Annotated in this window: 23 protein-coding genes; 21 read left to right on the forward strand and 2 right to left on the reverse strand. The window is 66.8% G+C overall.

The features are described from left to right. Window positions 1-44: 44 nt before the first annotated feature. Both ykgO and E5A74_RS16025 read left to right on the forward strand, forming a co-directional pair. On the forward strand, window positions 45-170 hold the full coding sequence (ykgO, locus tag E5A74_RS16020; protein WP_066482602.1) for a type B 50S ribosomal protein L36: 126 nt from the start codon (window positions 45-47) through the stop codon (window positions 168-170). Between the two features lie 8 nt (window positions 171-178). Next, on the forward strand, window positions 179-793 hold the full coding sequence (locus E5A74_RS16025; protein ID WP_135986629.1) for an HAD family hydrolase: 615 nt from the start codon (window positions 179-181) through the stop codon (window positions 791-793). A 43-nt stretch (window positions 794-836) separates the two neighbouring features. Here the strand turns inward: E5A74_RS16025 and pyk are convergent, their stop codons facing one another. Continuing rightward, on the reverse strand, window positions 837-2,306 hold the full coding sequence (pyk, locus tag E5A74_RS16030) for a pyruvate kinase (RefSeq protein WP_135986630.1): 1,470 nt from the start codon (window positions 2,304-2,306) through the stop codon (window positions 837-839). Window positions 2,307-2,374: 68 nt separating this feature from the next. Between pyk and E5A74_RS16035 the strand changes: the two genes are divergently transcribed. The 19 genes from E5A74_RS16035 to E5A74_RS16125 all read left to right on the forward strand — a co-directional run bounded on the left by E5A74_RS16035 (window position 2,375) and on the right by E5A74_RS16125 (window position 15,369). Continuing rightward, a complete protein-coding gene (locus E5A74_RS16035; RefSeq protein WP_135986631.1) occupies window positions 2,375-2,743 on the forward strand; it encodes a DUF1244 domain-containing protein in 369 nt (122 codons plus the stop codon). A gap of 90 nt (window positions 2,744-2,833) precedes the next feature. Then, window positions 2,834-4,486 (forward strand): serine hydrolase, encoded by a 1,653-nt coding sequence (locus E5A74_RS16040; RefSeq protein WP_135986632.1) that lies wholly within the window; start codon window positions 2,834-2,836, stop codon window positions 4,484-4,486. 61 nt (window positions 4,487-4,547) lie between these two features. Beyond that, on the forward strand, window positions 4,548-4,784 hold the full coding sequence (locus E5A74_RS16045) for a DUF2312 domain-containing protein (RefSeq protein WP_135986633.1): 237 nt from the start codon (window positions 4,548-4,550) through the stop codon (window positions 4,782-4,784). A 152-nt stretch (window positions 4,785-4,936) separates the two neighbouring features. After that, window positions 4,937-5,680, forward strand: coding sequence for a YebC/PmpR family DNA-binding transcriptional regulator (locus E5A74_RS16050; RefSeq protein WP_135986634.1), 744 nt, complete (start codon window positions 4,937-4,939; stop codon window positions 5,678-5,680). 253 nt (window positions 5,681-5,933) lie between these two features. Continuing rightward, window positions 5,934-6,419, forward strand: a complete 486-nt coding sequence (ruvC, locus tag E5A74_RS16055) for a crossover junction endodeoxyribonuclease RuvC (RefSeq protein WP_135986635.1) — start codon at window positions 5,934-5,936, stop codon at window positions 6,417-6,419. A 9-nt stretch (window positions 6,420-6,428) separates the two neighbouring features. Next, on the forward strand, window positions 6,429-7,025 hold the full coding sequence (gene ruvA, locus E5A74_RS16060; protein ID WP_135986636.1) for a Holliday junction branch migration protein RuvA: 597 nt from the start codon (window positions 6,429-6,431) through the stop codon (window positions 7,023-7,025). Further along, a complete protein-coding gene (locus E5A74_RS16065) occupies window positions 7,022-7,486 on the forward strand; it encodes a hypothetical protein (RefSeq protein ID WP_135986637.1) in 465 nt (154 codons plus the stop codon). Before ruvA ends, E5A74_RS16065 begins: the two co-directional genes overlap by 4 nt. Further along, window positions 7,483-8,505: a Holliday junction branch migration DNA helicase RuvB gene (gene ruvB / locus E5A74_RS16070; protein WP_135986638.1), complete on the forward strand. Its 1,023-nt coding sequence runs from the start codon at window positions 7,483-7,485 to the stop codon at window positions 8,503-8,505. Before E5A74_RS16065 ends, ruvB begins: the two co-directional genes overlap by 4 nt. Before the next feature lie 44 nt (window positions 8,506-8,549). After that, window positions 8,550-8,996: a YbgC/FadM family acyl-CoA thioesterase gene (locus E5A74_RS16075; protein ID WP_135986639.1), complete on the forward strand. Its 447-nt coding sequence runs from the start codon at window positions 8,550-8,552 to the stop codon at window positions 8,994-8,996. Window positions 8,997-9,003: 7 nt separating this feature from the next. Beyond that, the gene (gene tolQ / locus E5A74_RS16080) at window positions 9,004-9,693 is read left to right on the forward strand and encodes a protein TolQ (RefSeq protein ID WP_135986640.1); all 690 of its coding nucleotides are present in this window, start codon (window positions 9,004-9,006) and stop codon (window positions 9,691-9,693) included. Between the two features lie 145 nt (window positions 9,694-9,838). Then, window positions 9,839-10,276: a protein TolR gene (gene tolR, locus E5A74_RS16085; protein WP_135986641.1), complete on the forward strand. Its 438-nt coding sequence runs from the start codon at window positions 9,839-9,841 to the stop codon at window positions 10,274-10,276. Between the two features lie 4 nt (window positions 10,277-10,280). Then, window positions 10,281-11,132, forward strand: a complete 852-nt coding sequence (locus E5A74_RS16090) for a cell envelope biogenesis protein TolA (RefSeq protein WP_338111791.1) — start codon at window positions 10,281-10,283, stop codon at window positions 11,130-11,132. An 11-nt stretch (window positions 11,133-11,143) separates the two neighbouring features. Beyond that, window positions 11,144-12,514, forward strand: coding sequence for a Tol-Pal system beta propeller repeat protein TolB (gene tolB, locus E5A74_RS16095; RefSeq protein WP_420822504.1), 1,371 nt, complete (start codon window positions 11,144-11,146; stop codon window positions 12,512-12,514). A 53-nt stretch (window positions 12,515-12,567) separates the two neighbouring features. Then, complete coding sequence (gene pal, locus E5A74_RS16100; protein ID WP_135986643.1) at window positions 12,568-13,080, forward strand: peptidoglycan-associated lipoprotein Pal; 513 nt, start codon at window positions 12,568-12,570, stop codon at window positions 13,078-13,080. 321 nt (window positions 13,081-13,401) lie between these two features. Next, on the forward strand, window positions 13,402-14,307 hold the full coding sequence (locus E5A74_RS16105) for an SPFH domain-containing protein (protein ID WP_135986644.1): 906 nt from the start codon (window positions 13,402-13,404) through the stop codon (window positions 14,305-14,307). A 9-nt stretch (window positions 14,308-14,316) separates the two neighbouring features. Then, window positions 14,317-14,520: a type II toxin-antitoxin system antitoxin gene (locus E5A74_RS16110; RefSeq protein WP_135986645.1), complete on the forward strand. Its 204-nt coding sequence runs from the start codon at window positions 14,317-14,319 to the stop codon at window positions 14,518-14,520. Further along, a complete protein-coding gene (locus E5A74_RS16115) occupies window positions 14,517-14,732 on the forward strand; it encodes a PF20097 family protein (RefSeq protein WP_135986646.1) in 216 nt (71 codons plus the stop codon). Before E5A74_RS16110 ends, E5A74_RS16115 begins: the two co-directional genes overlap by 4 nt. A 114-nt stretch (window positions 14,733-14,846) precedes the next feature. Further along, window positions 14,847-15,134 (forward strand): hypothetical protein, encoded by a 288-nt coding sequence (locus tag E5A74_RS16120; protein ID WP_206365891.1) that lies wholly within the window; start codon window positions 14,847-14,849, stop codon window positions 15,132-15,134. Then, a complete protein-coding gene (locus E5A74_RS16125) occupies window positions 15,127-15,369 on the forward strand; it encodes a hypothetical protein (RefSeq protein WP_135986647.1) in 243 nt (80 codons plus the stop codon). Before E5A74_RS16120 ends, E5A74_RS16125 begins: the two co-directional genes overlap by 8 nt. A gap of 46 nt (window positions 15,370-15,415) precedes the next feature. On the opposite strand, the gene E5A74_RS16130 is transcribed toward E5A74_RS16125, so the two are convergent. After that, on the reverse strand, window positions 15,416-15,760 hold the full coding sequence (locus E5A74_RS16130) for a hypothetical protein (RefSeq protein ID WP_135986648.1): 345 nt from the start codon (window positions 15,758-15,760) through the stop codon (window positions 15,416-15,418). Window positions 15,761-15,804 lie beyond the last annotated feature (44 nt).

Consider the following 15,804-nt stretch of genomic DNA (forward strand, 5'->3'; position numbering starts at 1 on the left):
CGCCTCTTTTCCAGACACACATTCAGTTGAGAAGCGAATCGGTCATGAAGATCGTGAATTCATTGAAGTCGCTCAAGGGGCGCCACCGCGACAACCGCGTGATCCGCCGCCGTGGCCGGATCTACGTGATCAACAAGACGAATCGCCGGTTCAAGGCCCGCCAGGGCTAATTCCGGACGTGGGGACCCCGTCGGCCGTCATCTTCGATGTCGGCAAGGTCCTCTTCGAATGGGATCCGCGTTATCTCTACGAGCGCCTGATCGACGACGATCAGGCGCTCGAAGCGTTTCTGGCGAACGTGGTCACGAGGGAATGGCATTTTCAGCACGATGCCGGGCGTCCGTTCGCGGAGACCTCGGCCGAGCTGAGCGCGCAATATCCTGAGCATGCCGGGCTGATCGCCGCCTGGGGCCCGCGCTTCAACGAGACCATCCCGCACGCCGTGCCCGGCATGGTCGAGATCGTCCGCGAGCTCGATGCCGCGGGCGTACCGCTGTTCGCGATCACCAATTTCTCGGGCGAGTTCTGGCGCGCCTGGGTGCCGCAATATGCCGAGCTGTTCGATCGTTTCCGCGACGTCGTCGTGTCGGGCGACGAGAAGCTGGTGAAGCCCGATCCCGCGATCTACGCGCTCGCGCTGAAGCGATTCGGGCTCGATGGCCCCGACGCGGTGTTCGTCGACGACAGCCCCGCCAATGTCGCGAGCGCGCGCGACGCCGGCATCCATGCGGTGCTGTTCACCACCGCCGCCGATTTCCGCGCCGAGCTGGTGCGACTCGGGCTGCTTTCCTGATTTAAAATCCTCCCCCGCTTTCGCGAGGGAGGATCGATAAGCCTCAGCTATCGCTGGGGCCGGTGTAATTCTTCAGCTCGTCGCCGAGGATGGTGACGACGTGGAGCACGTTGGTCGATCCCGGCGTCTTGAACGGCACGCCCGCGCAGACCACGATTCGCTCGCCTGCGCCGGCCAGCTTGTGGCGCAGCGCCATCCGCTTGGCCTTGGCGACCATCTCCTCGAACGAATCGACGTCGCGGGTATGGACCGCATGGCTTCCCCAGAGCAGGCCGGTGCGCCGCGCGGTGTCGATCTTGGGCGTGAGCACGACGATCGGCACGGTCGGGCGCTCGCGGGCGATTCGCCGCGCGGTCGAGCCCGAGCTGGTGAAGCAGACGATCGCCGAGGCCGACACCGTCCGCGCGATGTTCTTCGCTGCCTCGGCCAGCGCATCCGCAGTCGTCGGGTCGGGGCGGGTGACGGTGAAGTGGACGCGGTCGCCATGCGCGGGGTCGCGCTCCACGGCATCGGCGATCGAGTTCATCATCGCCACCGATTCGCACGGCCATTTGCCCGCGGCGCTCTCGGCCGAGAGCATGATCGCGTCGGCGCCGTCATAGACCGCGGTGGCGACGTCGGAGACCTCGGCGCGAGTCGGCGAAGGCGAATCGATCATCGATTCGAGCATCTGCGTCGCGACGATCACCGGGCGGCCCATCCGCCGCGCGGTCTCGACGATGCGCTTCTGCAACGGCGGGACCGACTGCGGCGGCAACTCGACGCCGAGATCGCCGCGCGCGACCATCACGCCGTCGCATTGCTCCATGATCTCGTCGAGCCGCGCGATCGCGCTCGGCTTCTCGATCTTGGCGAGCAAGGCCGCCTTGCCGCCGATCAGCCGGCGCGCCTCCATCAGATCCTCGGGCCGCTGGACGAAGCTCAGCGCGATCCAGTCGACGCCCTGCTCGACCGCGAAGGCGAGGTCGCTGCGGTCCTTCTCGGTCAGCGCGGCGAGCGGCAGCACCATGTCGGGGACGTTGAGCCCCTTCGAATTGGACAGCGTGCCGCCGACCTCGACTCGCGTCACCAGCCGATCCTTCTCGACCGCGGTGACCCGCAGCACCATCTTGCCGTCGTCGAGCAGCAGCCGCGCATCGGGATGCGCCGCCTCGAAGATCTCGCGGTGCGGCAGCTGGACCCGGGTCGAGTCGCCCGGAGCCGAATCGCGATCGAGCACGAAGGCGTCGCCGGTGTTGAGCACGACCTTGCCCTCGGCGAACTTGCCGACGCGCAGCTTGGGGCCCTGCAGATCGGCGAGGATCGTGGTCGGCCGGCCGAACTTCTTCTCGAGCCCGCGGATCGCCTCGATCACCGGCACCTTCGACGCCTGGTCGCCATGGCTCATATTGACCCGGAAGGCATCGGCCCCCGCCTCGAACAGCTTCGCGATCATCTCGGGCGTGTTGCTCGCCGGCCCGAGGGTCGCGAGAACGCGGACTTTACGGCTGCGGGGGCTGATTGCCTTGGTCATATGTTCTGGTTCCTTGTGCGGGCCCGCCTCTAACCACTAAATTGCGTCGATCAACCATGGAGGTGCATGTGCCGACACTCGATACCCTGGATGACGCAGTGGCGGCCAAGGCGTTCCGGCGGCTCGTCCGGCATCTGCGGCATCGCAGCGATGCCCAGAACATCGATCTGATGGGCCTTGCCGGCTTTTGCCGCAATTGCCTCAGCGATTGGGTCGCCGAGGCGGGCGGGATGCGCAAGGAGGAGGGGCGCGAGATCGTCTATGGCATGCCCTATGCCGAGTGGAGGATGCGCCACCATCTCGAGGCGACGCCCGAGCAGCTCGCGCGGATGGAGGAGAGCATGAAGCGCAACCATGTCGAGGCGGCGCTCGACGACGCGCTCGACGACAGCTTCCCGGCGAGCGATCCGCCCGCGATGACCGATCCGAGCCGCTGACCACGACGAAGCGACCAAGGCCGCTTCCGGCGCTGCGAACGCCGCCCTGACGTGATTGCTGCCAAGTGACTACAGATGTAGTCGTTTGGCATGAAATTGCTCGCTTTGCTCCTCGCTTCCGCGATCGTCCCCGCGGCCCAGGCGCGTCCCACCGACCCGCCGACCGCCGCGGTCGATGCCATCTTCCAGCAATGGAGCACCCCGACGAGCCCGGGCTGCGCGGTCGCCGTCTCGCGTGACGGCAGGCTGTTGCTCGAACGCGCTTACGGGCGCGCTTCGGTCGAGGCGGGCATCGCCAACACGCCGCAGACGGCGTTCCATCTCGCCTCGCTCTCGAAGCAATTCACGGCCTTCGCGGTCCTGTTGCTCGAGGGCGAGGGCAAGCTTTCGACGCAGGACGATGTTCGCAAATATGTGCCCGAGCTGCACGCGTTCGCCCGCCCGATCACGATCGCGCATCTGCTCCACCATAGCAGCGGGCTCCGCGACCAGTTGTCGCTGTTCTGGCTGCAGGGCCGTCGCGGCGAGGATACGATCGGGCAGGACGATGCGCTGCGGGTGATCTCGGGCCAGCGCGAGCTCAATTTCCCGACCGGGACCGCTTTCGGCTATTCCAACTCCAACTACGATCTGCTCGCGCTGATCGTCGAGCGCGCCTCGGGCAGGAAATTCGCCGATTTCCTCTCCGAACGCATCTTCCAGCCGCTCGGCATGACGCGGACCTATGTCGTCACCGATCATCACCGGATCCATGCCGGCCAGGCCTCGGGCTACGGCATCGGCGACGACAAGCAATATGAGCGGCGCACGCTCGCTTATTCGAACTACGGGTCGACCGACATCCGCTCGACGGCCGAGGATCTGTCGCTCTGGGCGGCGAATTTCGATCGCCCCAAGGTCGGGTCGCCAGCGGTTCTCGCCGCGATGCTCCGCGGCGACGCGGTGACGCATTATGGCGGCGGGCTAGCGATCGGGAAGTATCGCGGCGTTTCGGTGGCGACGCATAGCGGGCTCGATCCGGGCTATGTCAGCCATTTCATGCTGGTGCCCGCGCAGCGTTTCGCGGTTTCGGTGCTGTGCAATGTCGAGCTCGACGATCCGGTGATCTTCGCGCGCAAGATCGCCGATCTCTACCTCGCCGATGTGTTGAAGGACGAGGCGAAGCCGCCGCAGGTCGCCGTGCCCGCGGCCGAGCTCGCGCGGATCGCCGGCAGCTATCGCGATTCCGGCGGGATGGGCTTCCTCGTCCAGCTCCGCGACGGCAAGCTGATGATGCAGGGCGGCGATCCGATGATCCCGCACGGCAAGGGGCTGTTCTCCTCGACCTACGCGCCGGTGACCTTCGCCTTTTCAGGCGAGGCGCCGGCGCGCACGCTGACGATCGTGGAGCCCGGCGGCGAGCATGTCGCGACGCGCTATGCGCGCCGGCCGGCCGAGCCGCTCACCACCGAGCGTATGACCGACTATCTCGGTGACTATTACAGCCCCGAACTCGCCACGATCGTCACGGTCGAGCGGCGCAAGGACGAGCTGTGGATCAAGGGTCCGGGCTGGGCCGCGCGCATCGAGCAGCCGCCGCCCGATTTCCGCGAGGCCGATTCGTTCGACACCCGATCGGTCGCCGGCATGATTCGCTTCCGCCGCGACGCCGCGGGCAAGGTGACCGAGCTCACCAGCACCAACGGCCGCGTCGTCGACGTGCGATTCCTGCGCGTGGAGGGGTTGCCGAAGCTCGGGGCTTGAGCGGGGCGGCGCGGTCCGATAATCGCGCCGCTTTACCCGATCTTCTTCAGGAGCTTTCCCCTTGTCCGATTCGATTTCCGCCGAACAGCTGCGCCTTTTCATCGAGCGGATCGAGCGCCTCGAAGAGGAGAAGAAGGGCATCGCCGACGACATCAAGGACGTCTACGCAGAAGCCAAGTCGACCGGCTTCGACGTCAAGACGATGCGCTCGATCGTCCGCCTGCGGCGGATGGAGAAGCATCACCGCGACGAAGCTGAGATGCTGCTCGAGACCTACAAGCAGGCGCTGGGGATCTGAGGATGTTCGTGCTCCTGCGAAAGCAGGAGCCCAGGGCCGCAAGCGACGCGCCCTGTCACTCTGGGCTCCTGCTTTCGCCGGAGCACTTTGCTTTGCTGGTTTGATCCAATCCTTTATGGGGTCCCCGCAAAGTGCACTTTGCGGGGTTTTCCATGGCAGGCCATTCCAAATTCAAGAACATCATGCACCGCAAGGGCGCGCAGGATAAGAAGCGCTCGAGCATGTTTTCTAAGCTCAGCCGCGAAATCACCGTCGCGGCGAAGATGGGCTTGCCCGATCCCGACATGAACCCGCGCCTGCGCGCCGCGATCGCCGCGGCCAAGGCGCAGTCGATGCCCAAGGACAATATCCAGCGCTCGATCGACAAGGCGTCGAAGGGCGAGGGCGATAATTACGAAGAGATCCGCTACGAGGGCTTCGGCCCGGGCGGGGTCAGCCTGATCATCGAGGCGCTGACCGACAACCGCAACCGCACCGCGACCAACGTCCGCACCGCGGTCTCCAAGAATGGCGGCAATCTCGGCGCATCGGGCTCGGTGAGCCACGGCTTCGATCGCATGGGGCTGATCACCTATCCGGCCAGTGCCGGCGATGCCGACAAGGTGTTCGAGGCCGCGCTCGAGGCCGGCGCCGAGGACGTCACCAGCTCGGAGGACGGCCACGAGATCTGGACCGCGCAGGCCGATCTCCACGAAGTCGCCAGGGCGCTCGAGCCGGTGCTCGGCGAGAGCGAAGGCGCCAAGCTCGCCTGGCGCCCGCAGACCATGGTCGCGGTCGACGGCGACGATGCCGCGACTCTGTTCAAGCTGATCGACGCGCTCGACGATGACGACGATGTCCAGACCGTCTGGGGCAATTACGAAGTCTCCGACGAGGTGATGGAGAAGCTCGGCTGATTTTTGCTCACGCGAAGGCGCGAAGGCGCGAAGGCGATTTGGGACCGCTGCGCGGCCGAGGCGCGGAGGCGCGGAGACTGGTTCTCCGCCGCGAAAGCGGCCCTCATCTCCGATCCGTCGCCAAGCCTCTCGCGTTTCGTAGAGCGTCTGACGCCGCAGAAGAATACGACCTCTCTGCGTCTCCGCGCCTCGGCCGCGCAGCGGCCCCAAAAACTCTTCTCTTCGCGCCTTCGCGCCTTCGCGTGAACCGACCATGCTGATCCTCGGTCTCGATCCCGGGCTCGGGACTACCGGCTGGGGGATCGTCCGCGCCGAAGGCAACCGGCTGCGCCATGTCGCCAACGGCAAGCTCGTCACCGATACCAAGGCCCCGCTGCCGCGCCGGCTCGCGCATCTCGACGCCATGCTCGCCGCGCTGATCGCCGATCATGCGCCCGATGCCGCGGCGGTCGAGGAGGTCTTCGTCAATTCGAACGCGCAATCGACGCTCAAGCTCGGCCAGGCGCGCGGCGTGGTGCTCTGCGCCGCCGCGCGGAGCGGGATCGATGTCGGCGAGTACAAGCCGAGCACGATCAAGAAGGCGGTGGTCGGCACCGGTGCTGCCGAAAAGGCGCAGGTCCATGCCATGGTCGCGCGGCTGCTGCCCGGCGTGAAGATCGACGGGCCCGATGCCGGCGACGCGCTCGCCGTGGCGATCTGCCATGCGCACCATCTGGCGTCGGCGCGGCGGATGTTCTAGTCCCGTTCCATGATCGCGCATCTCAAGGGGCGGCTGGCGGCGACCGGCATGGATCACGCGGTGATCGACGTGAACGGCGTCGGCTATCTGGTCGGCGCCTCGGGCAAGACGCTCGAGAAGCTCGGCGCGGTCGACAATATCGTCACGATCCACACCGAGATGCTCGTCGCCGAGGATTTCATCCGGCTGATGGGCTTCGCCACCGCCGACGAGCGCGACTGGTTCAAGCTGCTCACCCATGTCCAGGGCGTCGGTTCGAAGGTCGCGCTGGCGATCCTCTCGATCCTCACCCCCGACGAGCTGCGCACCGCGGTCGCCCGCGCCGACGCCGCGATGATCGCGCGCGCCAACGGCGTCGGCCCCAAGCTGGCCCAGCGCATCGTCAACGAACTCAAGGACAAGGCCGGCGGCATCGCATTGGGCGGCGCGGCGGGCGCTCCGGCGCCGGCGGGCAGCGCGGCGGGCGACGCGGTGTCGGCACTGCTCAATCTCGGCTTCAAGCCCGCCGAGGCCTCGAGCGCAGTCAGCGCCGCCAATGACGAACTCGGCGCTGGGGCCACGCTCGATGCGCTGGTCCGGCTGGCGCTCAGGAAGGCGGCGAAGTGAAGCACGTCCTGGCTCTTGTGTTCGCTCTGATCGGAATCGTGCCGCGCGCCGATGCCTGTACCGATGGGGCCGCGATGACGTACTATTTCTTTGATCGGCAGCCCGACGGACGCGCGGAGCGGGACGTGTTGCCGATTCAAATCCTCGCGATTGAGGGTGATCGCGTGCGGGCACAGGTGGGCGCGTCGGTCGCCAAGGCGCTTGGCGGGGACATCGTGACTATCGACCTGCCTGCGTATCCCCAAGGCACGAACTGTATCGACTATGGCCTCACCAGCGGGCCGGCGTTCGTGGTCGTCGAGCATCTGTATCAGCTGAAATCCGGCGAGGTGCACATTGTCGCTGCGCATCTGAGGGAAGGATACGACACGCGTCGTCGAAGAAGTCGGGCCGAGCTGGATCGCTATATCGTCGATCCGGCTGTTAAAGAGGCCGCGGCCCGGGACGGTCGCGCCCAATGACTGACTCCGATCGCATCCTCACTGCCTCGCGTCGCGCCGAGGATGTCGACGCCGCGCTGCGCCCCAAGACCCTCGACGAGTTCGTCGGGCAGAAGGCCGCGCGCGAGAATCTGCGCGTGTTCATCCAGGCGGCGAAGCAGCGCGGCGACGCGCTCGATCATGTCCTGTTCTTCGGCCCACCCGGGCTCGGCAAGACCACGCTCGCCCAGATCATCGCGCGCGAGATGGGCGTCGGCTTCCGCTCGACCTCGGGCCCGGTGATCGCCAAGTCGGGCGATCTCGCCGCTTTGCTCACCAATCTCGAGGACGGCGACGTGCTGTTCATCGACGAGATCCACCGGTTGAATCCCGCGGTCGAGGAAGTCCTCTATCCCGCGATGGAGGACCGCGCGCTGGACCTGATGATCGGCGAGGGGCCCTCGGCCCGTTCGGTCCGCATCGACTTGCCGCGCTTCACCCTCGTCGGCGCGACCACCAGGCAGGGCCTGCTCACCACCCCGCTGCGCGATCGCTTCGGCATCCCGGTGCGGCTGCAATTCTACACCGTCGACGAGCTCGAACGCGTCGTCACCCGCGCCGCGACCTTGCTCGACCTCCATGTCGCGCAGGACGGCGCGCACGAGATCGCCCGCCGCGCGCGCGGCACTCCGCGCATCGCCGGGCGGCTGCTGCGCCGGGTGCGCGACTTCGCCAATGTCGCGGGCGAGGAGACCGTCCACGCCAGGGTCGCCGATGCCGCGCTGACCCGGCTCGAAGTCGATGCGCTCGGGCTCGACAATATGGACCGGCGCTATCTGATGATGATCGCCGACATCTACAAAGGCGGTCCGGTCGGCGTCGAGACGCTCGCCGCGGGGCTCAGCGAGCCGCGCGACACGATCGAGGAAGTGATCGAGCCCTATCTGATCCAGATCGGCATGATCGCCCGCACGGCGCGTGGCCGCTGCCTCAATGCCGCGGGCTGGAAGCATCTCGGGCTCAATCCACCGCCCACCGCGCAGGAAGGGCTGTTCGACTGACCTCGGGGGTTCCCCGGAGTCTTTAGCTTGGTTAAGGCCGGCGCATGCACGCGCTCTCCGCCCTCGGCCGTTTCGACGGCCTCGAGCATCATTTCGCGCTGCGCGTCTATTTCGAGGACACCGATCTCACCGGGGTCGTCTATCACGCCAATTATCTCCGCTATCTCGAGCGCGCCCGCTCGGACATGCTGCTCGCCGCCGGGGTCGACCAGCGCACCACGTTCGAGAGCGGAGAGGGCGCCTATGCGCTGCGCAGCGTGAAGCTCGACTATCGCGCGCCCGCCCGGCTCGGCGAGGAACTGAACATCGTCAGCCGGCTTGTGTCGCTGCGGGCGGCGGCCGTCGTCATTCAGCAAAGAGTCATGCGGGGCGAAACCATAGTGGCCACCGGAGAAGTCGAGGCGGCGTTCGTCTCCCCGACCGGTCGGCCCCGGCGCCAGCCTGCAGCGTGGATTGCCGCGTTCGAACCGTTGTTGTGGAAGGGAAACTGAGCTCGACATGTTGTTTCTGAATACTGCCGCCGCGACCATGTCGCCCGTCGCCCTGTTCCTGCAGGCGGACTGGGTGGTCCGTGGCGTGATGATCGGCCTGTTGCTCGCCAGCCTGTGGACCTGGGCGATCATCCTCAGCTTCGGCTTCCGCGTCGGCGCCGTGAAGAAGGGCATCGCCAGCTTCGAGACCGAATATCGCGAGGCCGACGACATCGACGAGTTTCACCGCCGCGCCGCCGGCCGCGACCAGCCGATCGCGCGGGTCTTCTCGGCGGGCGTCACCGAGTGGCGCCGCTCGACCACCGGCAAGTCGATCGATCGCGGCGGCACGCGCGACCGGCTGGCAACCGCGATGGGCGCCGCGGTGGCGCAGGAGATCGATCGTCTCGCCGATCGCCTGAACTTCCTCGCCACGGTCGGCGCCGTCGCCCCGTTCGTCGGGCTGTTCGGCACCGTGTGGGGCATCATGCGCAGCTTCACCAGCATCGCTGCCGAGCAGAATTCGTCGCTCGCGGTGGTCGCGCCGGGCATCGCCGAGGCGCTGTTCGCCACTGCGATCGGCCTGTTCGCCGCGATCCCGGCGGTGATCGCCTACAACCGCTACAGCCACGGCATCAATCGCGTCGAGCAGCGGCTCAACCGCTTCGCCGACGGTTTCCACGCGACGCTCAGCCGCCGCCTGGAGATGGAGGCGTGAGCCTGGCCGGCAAATTCCTCCCCGGAACGGGGAGGTGGCAGCGCGCAGCGCTGACGGAGGGGGGGCGCCACAAGCGGTTCCCCGTGCGGCACGCCCCCTCCACCATGCTGCGCATGGTCCCCCTCCCCGTGCCGGGGAGGAGCTGATGGCCATGCATCTCCCCTCCAACCGGGGCCGCGGCCGCCGGTCGCCGATGGCCGAAATCAACGTCACCCCGCTGGTCGACGTGATGCTGGTGTTGCTGATCATCTTCATGGTCACGGCGCCGCTGCTCACCGCCGGCGTGCCGGTGAACCTGCCCGAGAGCCGCGCCAAGGCACTCGATCAGGAGCAGAAGCCGGTCCAGATTGCGATCGACGACAAGGGCCAGGTGTTCGTCGACGACGAGCCGGTCGACGATGCCGGCCTCCCGGCGATGCTCGAGCAGGTCGCGAGCCGGAAGGGCGCCGACGGCAAGCCCCCGCAAATCTATCTGCGTGCCGACCAGGGACTCGGTTACGGCAAGGTCATGCGCGTGATGGGCGAGCTCAACCGTGCCGGGCTCAACAGCGTCTCGCTGCTGACCAACGCCGCGAGCAAGTGACGCGATGGCGCTGACTCGTTCCGAGGCCATAGGGCTGGCGGTCGCGGCGATCGGCCATATCGGGTTGTTCGTCTTCCTGTCGCCGGCGATGGCGCCTGCACCCGAGAAGCTGGTCAGCACGCCGATAGCCGTGTCGTTCGCCGACGATGTCGCGCTCGAAAGCAGCGCGCCGGTGATCAGCAGCGAAGAGGAAGCCGCCAAGAAATCGCCGGTCGAGGCGCCGGTCGAGCCCGACAGCGCGCCGCCCGAACCGGTGTCCGAGCCCGAACCCGCCGCCAGGCCGCAGCCGGCACCGCCCAAGCCCGCGCCGGCGCCGGCGGAAAAGCCCAAGCCTGCGCCCCCGTCCAAGCCGGCTCCGGCCACCAAGCCCGCACCACCGGCCAAGACCGCCGCCGCCGCGCCGCCGTCCAACCCGCGCTCGCAGCCGCGCCGCGACGTCCGGCCGACCGGCAATCTGGAAGGGCTCGATCTCGGGCGGACCAACAATCGCAACAACGGCACCGCCTCTACGCCGCCCGCCGCGATGACGGGGCAGGCGGCGGCGGATATCGGCTCGGCGATCCAGCGGCAGGTCCAGCCCTGCGCCGATCGTCAGGTCAATCCGGGGCCCGGCGCCGACCAGATCCGCGTCGTCGTCAATCTGCGGATCAATCGCGACGGCTCGCTCGCCGGCGCGCCGCGAATCGTCGGCCATACCGGCGTCGACGATACCAACCAGCGCTACGTCACCCGCGTCGACGATGCGGTGCGCGCGATCTTCGCGGGCTGCTCGCCGCTGCGCGGGCTGCCGGCCGATCTCTACGACGTGCCCAATGGCTGGAAGAGCTTCACCCTTCGATACCGACTCAAGAGCTGAGGATGACAGAGATGCGAACCTTGAAGATCGCGCTGGCCGCATTGATGGCCAGCTCCGCGGGTATCGCGCAGGCGCAGGTCGCGCCGCCGCCGATCGGCGCCGCGCCGGTGCAGGATGATCAGTCGGGCGGGCTCGTCGTCGATGTCGAGGGCGGCATGTCGGCGCCGCTGCCGATCCTGATCCCGGCGATGCCCACCTCGGCGGTCACTTCGACCGCGGCGGGCTCGACCGACGATCTCGGCCGCCGCCTCGCCCAGATCGTCGACGACGATCTGCGCAACACCGGGCTGTTCAAGACCGTCGGCCCCGGTGCCGCCCGCGCGATCGCCTATTCCGAAGTCACCCAGCCCAATTATGCCGGCTGGAGCGGCGGGCAGGCGCTGGTCCAGGGCTATGTCCGCGCCAATGGCAACGGCACGCTGACGATCGGCTGCTATCTCTACGATCTCGCCGCGCAGACCGAGCTGGTCCGCCAGGGCTTCGTCGTCGCGCCCGGCGACTGGCGCCGCGCCGCGCACAAATGCGCCGATTCGATCTATACCCGGCTCACCGGCGAGGGCCCCTATTTCGACAGCCAGATCGTCTATGTCGCCGAGCAGGGGCCCAAGGGGAAGCGCCGCAAGCAGATCGCGATCATGGACCAGGACGGTGCCAACCATCGCTTCCTGACCAACGGCCAGAACATCGTGCTCACCCCGCGCATGTCGCCGAAGCAGAACGCGATCGTCTATATGAGCTACGAGAATCGCCGCCCGTCGATCTGGATCTACGACATGTCGGCGCGCACCAACCGCCGGCTGGTCGACAATGTCAGCCAGAATTTCGCGCCGCATTTCTCGCCCGACGGCCGCTCCATCCTGTTCTCGATGTCGGTGGCGGGGAATAGCGACCTCTACCGGATCGGCACCGGCGGCGGCCAGCCGCAGCGGCTGACCAACGCGCCCGGCATCGATACCGGCGGCAGCTATTCGCCCGACGGCTCGAAGATCGTCTTCGAGAGCGATCGCGGCGGCACCCAGCAGCTCTACGTGATGAACGCCGACGGCTCGAACCAGAAGCGGATCAGCTTCGGCGGCGGGCGCTACGCCACGCCGGTGTGGAGCCCGCGCGGCGATCTGATCGCCTTCACCCGCACCGGCGGCGGCGCCTTCCGCATCGGCGTGATGAACGCCGGCGGCGGCGGCGAGAAGCTGCTCACCAATGCCTGGGGCGACGAAGGGCCGACCTGGTCGCCCAACGGCCGCGTGCTGATGTTCTTCCGCGCCGCGCAGGGCTCGGGCCGGCCGGACCTGTGGTCGGTCGATCTCACCGGCGTCAATGCGCGCAAGATCCCGACGCCGCTCGACGGCTCGGATCCGAGCTGGGGACCCATCCGCCCCTGAAACGTTACGCAAACGGGTTGCTTTAGATGAACGAGAATAGAGGAGGAATGACGATGGCCAAGATGACGACCAGCCTGGTCCTGGGCCTGGCGCTTGTCGCCACTGCCGGCTGCGCCAAGAAGCGGCCCGCCGAACTGCCGCCCGCACCCACCGAGAACACCACTCCGGTCACCGACGGCGGCGAGAGCAGCGATACGCTCGCCGGCCGCCTGAACGAGCAGTTCAAGCGCGAGGTCACCAGCGACACGATCCATTTCGCGCTCGACCAGTACGACATCGATTCGGAAGCGCGCGGCATTCTCGACAGCCAGGCGGCGTGGCTCGTCGCGCATGCCGAGGCGCGGATCACGATCGAGGGCCATGCCGACGAGCGCGGCACCCGCGAGTATAATCTCGGCCTCGGCGATCGCCGCGCCAACGCCGCGAAGAACTATCTCGCCGCGCGCGGTGTCTCGCCGACCCGGATCACCACGATCAGCTACGGCAAGGAGCGCCCGATCGCGCTGGGCTCGGACGAGGCCAGCTGGGCGCAGAACCGCCGCGCGGTGACCATCGTCATCAACTGAGGCCTCCCGCAATCCGTCATCCCGGAAGCCGATTTTCTTCAAATCTTTGATTTGATCAGAAAATCGAGCTGTCCGGGATCCACCGTGAGGCAAGCCTCCAGCGGAGAGGTGGATCCCGGACTGCAAGGCTTTCCAGCCGAAAACCTCGCGGTTTTCGGGGAAAGCCTGACATCCGGGATGACGATAGAGATTTTTCGGACAGCAGGAACTGGACGTACGCCGTCGGTCCCCGGGATCGGCGGCGTTCGCATGTCCGCCGATTGCGCTTGCGCCCCGGTAAAGTTCGATATAAAAGTGATATCACATTAACGGGAGGTTGGAATGACGGACATTCGTGGTGCCGCACCGGCTCTGCGGCAGAGCAGCGAGCGCACGGCGCACACCATGAGCGGCTATGGCATGCTCATCGTGCTGCTGCTGCCGGTCGCAGGCGTGGTGCTGGCGATCAGCCAGATCGATCGCATGGCGGACGCCTTCGTGGTCCTGCTGCTGTTCGCCTCGGCGATCCTGTTCCTGTTCGTGATCGTCGGCTTCTATCTGCTCCAGCCCAATCAGGCCGCGGCGATCCTGTTGTTCGGCGATTATCGCGGCACCGATCGCACCACCGGGCTGCGCTGGACGTGGCCGTGGATGCTCAAGAAGAAGGTCTCGGTCCGCGCCAACAACATCATCTCCGAGCGGATCAAGGTGAACGATCTGCGCGGCAATCCGATCGAGATGGCGGCGCAGGTGGTGTGGCGGGTAACCGATACCGCGCAGGCGCTGTTCGACGTCGACGATTACCGCGCTTTCGTGAACGTCCAGATCGAGGCGGCGGTGCGCACGATCGGCTCGCGCTATCCCTATGACGATTTCGAGCATCAGGAAGTCACGCTGCGCGGCAATCACGATCAGGTCGGCAGCGAGCTGCGCACCGAGCTGATCGCACGGCTCGCGGTCGCCGGGATCACCGTCGACGAATGCGGCTTCACCCATCTCGCCTATGCGCAGGAGATCGCCGGGGCGATGCTGCGGCGCCAGCAGGCGCAGGCGGTGGTCGCGGCGCGCCAGACGCTGGTCGAGGGCGCGGTCGGCATGGTCGAGATGGCGCTCGACCAGTTGAGCGCCAAGAATGTCGTCGAATTGGACGACGAGCGCCGCGCGGCGATGGTCTCGAATCTGATGGTGGTGCTGTGCGGCGAGCGCGACACCCAGCCGATCGTCAATGCAGGCTCGCTCTACCAATAGGACGGGCGCGTGTCGGTACCCCCCAAGAAAGCCTTCCCGCTCCGTCTCGATCCCGCGCTCTACGCGGCGATCGAGCGGAGCGCGGCGAGCGACCTGCGCAGCGTCAACGCGCAGGTCGAATGCCTGCTGCGCGAGGCGCTGGGACGGCGCGGGGTCAAGCTGGCGGAGCCGGTCCGCGCGCGGCGCGGGCGTCCGCCGAAGGAGGATCAATGATGCGATCGAACAGCTGCCCGCGATGCCAGGGCACGATGGAAGAGGGCTTCGTCCTCACCGGCCGCGACACCTATCGCCGCGCCGCGAGCTGGGTGAAGGGGCAGCCGAAGAAGAACTGGCTGCTCGGCCTCAAATTCGCGCAAGACCCGATCGACATCCAGACATGGCGCTGCGGTCGATGCGGGTTCCTCGAGAGCTACGCCAAGGGTTGAAGGCAACGGGAGAAACGAGATGTTGATGGCATTTCACAGCAGTGCGAAGCGGCTTCCCTGGCTCGTCGGCGCGGCACTGATGCTGCTCGCCGGCGGGATCGCGATGGCGCTGGCATGATGCCGCGGTCGATCCGCGACGGGTATCGCGTCCGCCCCGGCTATTGGTTCGCGCAGAAGCGCTATGGCTGGGGCGTGGTCCCTGCGACCTGGCAGGGCTGGGCGCTGACGCTCGGAACGCTGCTGATCGCCGTCGGTATCGCCAAGCTCGCCGAGCGCAGCGCGCTCTACCAGCTGCTGTTCCTGCCGCTGTTCGGCGGCTTCCTCTGGATCTGCTGGCTCAAGACCGACGGCGGCTGGCGCTGGCGCTGGGGGGATAGCGACAAGGACGCGGGCCATGGCTAACGGTGAGTGGTTCGCCCCCAAACGTTACGGCTATGGTTCCGGCCTGCCGATCGCGTGGCAGGGCTGGGTGGTGCTCGCCGTTTATCTGATAGTGACCGTGGGCACAGTGACGCTGTTTCCACGCCTCTGGTATCTATGGACACCACTGACCGCCGTCCTGACATGGGGCCTGATCGTCATCGCCGCGCGGCGCACGCGCGGTGGCTGGCGCTGGCGTTGGGGAGACAAGGACTAGGTCGTGAACTCATAAATTATTAAAGTAGCCGGCGGTGGGTCGACAGCTAAGGTCGACCTCTGCCTTTGACGTGATAGGCATATTCGCCTTCGACATAGGCGCCCCATCCTTTCGCAGCCACTTCGGCGCGCGTCGCATCGCGGCCGCCCGCGATGGAGACGTTGAGTGCTTCGACCCGATATTCTGGGGCGTCGCTTAACCGCGTGGGGTTTCCTCGATTTTTGTCCAGCGGAGACGAATATACAGTGTCACACTCGTCGCAGAGGAGGACGATGGTCTCCTGATCACCGCATAGGTAGAAGCCAAGCCAGCCCTGATGGTCGCAGAAGTCGCAAGCGCCAGCGTGGATCATTAATCCGTCCATCGGGTGGTGGTAACGATGGATAGCCATGGCCCGCAAGGTTTGATTTTTCGCCCCTTTCGTAGACCGTCGAT

The organism is Sphingomonas naasensis, from assembly GCF_004792695.1.
GTDB classification, from domain to species: Bacteria; Pseudomonadota; Alphaproteobacteria; order Sphingomonadales; family Sphingomonadaceae; genus Sphingomonas; species Sphingomonas naasensis.

Coding starts and splice junctions, on each gene's coding strand:
- ykgO (WP_066482602.1), top strand. CDS start 45: ATGAAGATCGTGAATTCATTGAAGTCGCTCAAGGGGCGCCACCGCGAC.
- E5A74_RS16130 (WP_135986648.1), bottom strand. CDS start 15,760: ATGGCTATCCATCGTTACCACCACCCGATGGACGGATTAATGATCCAC.
- E5A74_RS16040 (WP_135986632.1), top strand. CDS start 2,834: ATGAAATTGCTCGCTTTGCTCCTCGCTTCCGCGATCGTCCCCGCGGCC.
- ruvA (WP_135986636.1), top strand. CDS start 6,429: ATGATCGCGCATCTCAAGGGGCGGCTGGCGGCGACCGGCATGGATCAC.
- E5A74_RS16125 (WP_135986647.1), top strand. CDS start 15,127: ATGGCTAACGGTGAGTGGTTCGCCCCCAAACGTTACGGCTATGGTTCC.
- E5A74_RS16105 (WP_135986644.1), top strand. CDS start 13,402: ATGACGGACATTCGTGGTGCCGCACCGGCTCTGCGGCAGAGCAGCGAG.
- tolQ (WP_135986640.1), top strand. CDS start 9,004: ATGTTGTTTCTGAATACTGCCGCCGCGACCATGTCGCCCGTCGCCCTG.
- E5A74_RS16050 (WP_135986634.1), top strand. CDS start 4,937: ATGGCAGGCCATTCCAAATTCAAGAACATCATGCACCGCAAGGGCGCG.
- E5A74_RS16075 (WP_135986639.1), top strand. CDS start 8,550: ATGCACGCGCTCTCCGCCCTCGGCCGTTTCGACGGCCTCGAGCATCAT.
- pyk (WP_135986630.1), bottom strand. CDS start 2,306: ATGACCAAGGCAATCAGCCCCCGCAGCCGTAAAGTCCGCGTTCTCGCG.
- pal (WP_135986643.1), top strand. CDS start 12,568: ATGGCCAAGATGACGACCAGCCTGGTCCTGGGCCTGGCGCTTGTCGCC.
- tolR (WP_135986641.1), top strand. CDS start 9,839: ATGGCCATGCATCTCCCCTCCAACCGGGGCCGCGGCCGCCGGTCGCCG.
- E5A74_RS16120 (WP_206365891.1), top strand. CDS start 14,847: ATGATGCCGCGGTCGATCCGCGACGGGTATCGCGTCCGCCCCGGCTAT.
- E5A74_RS16090 (WP_338111791.1), top strand. CDS start 10,281: ATGGCGCTGACTCGTTCCGAGGCCATAGGGCTGGCGGTCGCGGCGATC.
- E5A74_RS16115 (WP_135986646.1), top strand. CDS start 14,517: ATGATGCGATCGAACAGCTGCCCGCGATGCCAGGGCACGATGGAAGAG.
- ruvC (WP_135986635.1), top strand. CDS start 5,934: ATGCTGATCCTCGGTCTCGATCCCGGGCTCGGGACTACCGGCTGGGGG.
- tolB (WP_420822504.1), top strand. CDS start 11,144: ATGCGAACCTTGAAGATCGCGCTGGCCGCATTGATGGCCAGCTCCGCG.
- ruvB (WP_135986638.1), top strand. CDS start 7,483: ATGACTGACTCCGATCGCATCCTCACTGCCTCGCGTCGCGCCGAGGAT.